The sequence below is a fragment of the Mesorhizobium sp. genome, assembly GCF_004962925.1.
GTDB lineage: Bacteria > Pseudomonadota > Alphaproteobacteria > Rhizobiales > Rhizobiaceae > Mesorhizobium.
The window spans coordinates 1-2,578 of record NZ_SUEO01000184.1; the positions used below are offsets into that span (position 1 = coordinate 1).

General features: G+C 60.0%; 3 protein-coding genes. All 3 read left to right on the forward strand.

All coding sequences use genetic code 11. From position 1 onward, the window contains the following. Positions 1-909: HAD-IC family P-type ATPase (locus E5W87_RS27250; RefSeq protein WP_292404696.1), on the forward strand; the 909-nt coding region annotated here is incomplete at its 5' end. Then, complete coding sequence (gene ccoS / locus E5W87_RS27255; protein WP_292404698.1) at positions 906-1,061, forward strand: cbb3-type cytochrome oxidase assembly protein CcoS; 156 nt, start codon at positions 906-908, stop codon at positions 1,059-1,061. The genes E5W87_RS27250 and ccoS, both read left to right, overlap by 4 nt. A 207-nt stretch (positions 1,062-1,268) precedes the next feature. After that, positions 1,269-2,375: a copper-containing nitrite reductase gene (gene nirK / locus E5W87_RS27260; RefSeq protein WP_292404700.1), complete on the forward strand. Its 1,107-nt coding sequence runs from the start codon at positions 1,269-1,271 to the stop codon at positions 2,373-2,375. Positions 2,376-2,578: the final 203 nt, after the last annotated feature.

Genomic DNA, 2,578 nt, shown 5'->3' on the forward strand with positions numbered 1-2,578 from the left:
CGGCTCGTCAACGCGAGGTCGATCGATCCAGACATGCTGGTAATAGCAGCCGACCTGGCAGCGCATTCGCGTCATCCATTTTCAAAGGCCATAGCCGGCTTTGCCGTTGCTGGCCGGCAGCACAAATTCGATGCAGTGACAGAACATCCTGGCTTTGGAATCGAAGCCACTGTCGCCGGCAGTATTTGGCGGCTGGGCCGGCGCGGATGGGCTGGATGGAAGGCCCGGACCGGCGGCGAAGGCAAACATGGCTATGGCGGGACGGTCCTGACGAAAGACGGGATCATTGTCGCGACCTTCGATTTCGAGGATGCGCTGCGTGCCGACGCCAGGGCGGCGATCGGGCAATTGAACGACGCCGGGGTGCCGGTGGAAATGCTGTCGGGCGATACCGCAGGCGCCTGCGGCGAAGTTGCAAAAATGCTGGGTGTCGACGACTTCGTTCCGTGCCTGCTGCCGTCCGGCAAGGTCGAACGCATCGAGACCCTTGCGAAAGACGGACACAAGGTGCTGATGGTCGGCGACGGCCTCAACGACACGCCTGCGCTGGGCGCGGCCCATGTCTCGATCGCTCCGGCAACCGCCGCCGACATTGGCCGCAACGCGGCGGACTTCGTTTTCCTGCGCGAAAGCCTTATGGCGGTGCCGTTCGCCCTGAACGTTTCGCGCAAGGCGGGAAGCCTGATCCGGCAGAACATCGCTATTGCGATCGTCTACAATGCAGTGGCTGTGCCGATCGCGATATTGGGGCACGTCACGCCTTTGATAGCGGCGATCGCTATGTCCGCCTCATCGCTGCTTGTCATTGGAAATGCGTTGCGACTGCAAACTTCCGAGCCAAATTCACGGGACAAAGATGTTCGCCGCGATAGGCTGCCCGACTTCAAAGAACTGGCCAAGTCGCCATGACCACCCTCACCTACCTCATACCCGTCGCCCTCTTTCTTGGTGCGCTTGGCCTGGGCGGCTTCCTGTGGGCTTTGAAAAGTGGCCAGTACGAAGATCTCGACGGGGCAGCCGAGCGGATTCTCATCGATCGGGAAGACGAAAGCGGCCACTGATCTAAAGGAAGCCGCTGGTGACAGCGCACCTTTGCAGAAAACTGCGAAACCAACCTTCTCGGCCTCAATCGTGATGCGCAAGATCGCTGTATTCCGAGGCTGTTGTTTTTCCGATTAACACCCACCAATTTGCGCCAGCGCAAAGAAATGCTGCGTCAGTCAGATAGCTTCTTCTCATCCGCAACGGTCGAGAGACAGGAGATTGACATGATTACGCGACGCGAAGCCCTCTTTGGAGCAGCGATTGGCGCTGCCGCCGTGGGGGCACTGCCGGCATTTTCCGCAACAGTGACAAAGGCAGACATTCAGGGACTCGCCCGCGAGAAGATCAAGCTCGTGGCACCCCCTTTTGTGCATCCGCACGATCAGATCGCCAAAGGCGGACCGAAAGTCCTCGAGTTCACCATGATGATCGTGGAAAAACCTGTTGTGATCGACGCCGACGGCACGACGCTCAATGCAATGACTTATGACGGCTCGATCCCCGGCCCTCTAATGGTTGTGCACCAGGACGACCATGTCGAACTGACGCTGATCAATCCCGATACCAACTCCCTCGCCCACAACATCGATTTCCACGCCGCAACGGGGGCGCTGGGTGGCGGCGAGCTCACGCTGATCAATCCCGGCGAACAGGTGACCTTACGCTTCAAGGCGACCCGCTCGGGAACGTTTGTTTATCACTGCGCCCCTGGCGGCGCGATGATCCCATGGCATGTCGTGTCCGGCATGAGCGGCGCAATCATGGTTCTGCCGCGCGATGGCCTCAGGAACGACAAGGGCGAACCGGTCAAGTACGACAAGATCTTCTACATCGGCGAGAACGACTTCTATATTCCGCGCGACGAGCAGGGCAACTTCAAGAGCTACGAATCGGCCGGCGACGGCTACGATGACATCGTCAAGGTCATGCGCGGGCTGATCCCGACGCATGTGGTATTCAACGGCAAGGCCGGATCTCTGACCGGCGACAACGCCATGAAAGCCAAGGTCGGCGAAACCGTACTAATCGTCCATTCACAGGCCAACCGCGATACGCGGCCGCATCTGATCGGCGGTCACGGCGACTATGTCTGGGAACAGGGCAAGTTCGCCAACCCGCCCGCCAAGGATCTCGAAACCTGGTTCATCCGCGGCGGCTCCGCGGGCTCGGCGCTCTATACGTTCCTGCAGCCGGGCGTCTACGCCTACGTCAATCATAATCTGATTGAGGCGGTGGAACTCGGAGCGACCGCTCACTTCATCGTCGAGGGCGAGTGGGATGACGACCTGATGACGCAGGTCGAGGCGCCCAAACCCATCGCCACCAACTGACGGCACTCCAATTTGCCCGGACAGCGACGCTGTCCGGGCATGGACAAAAGCCATGTCTCCTTTCATCCTGAAGGTTCTCCCGGTCGCCCTGGCCGCCGCTGCTGTTCCGGCAGGGCTCTCGATACCGGCGATCTTCGGGGATCGACAACCCCACCCCATCGCCATGACGGCTGTCCTGCTTTCGGGTTCGATCACCTATCCGA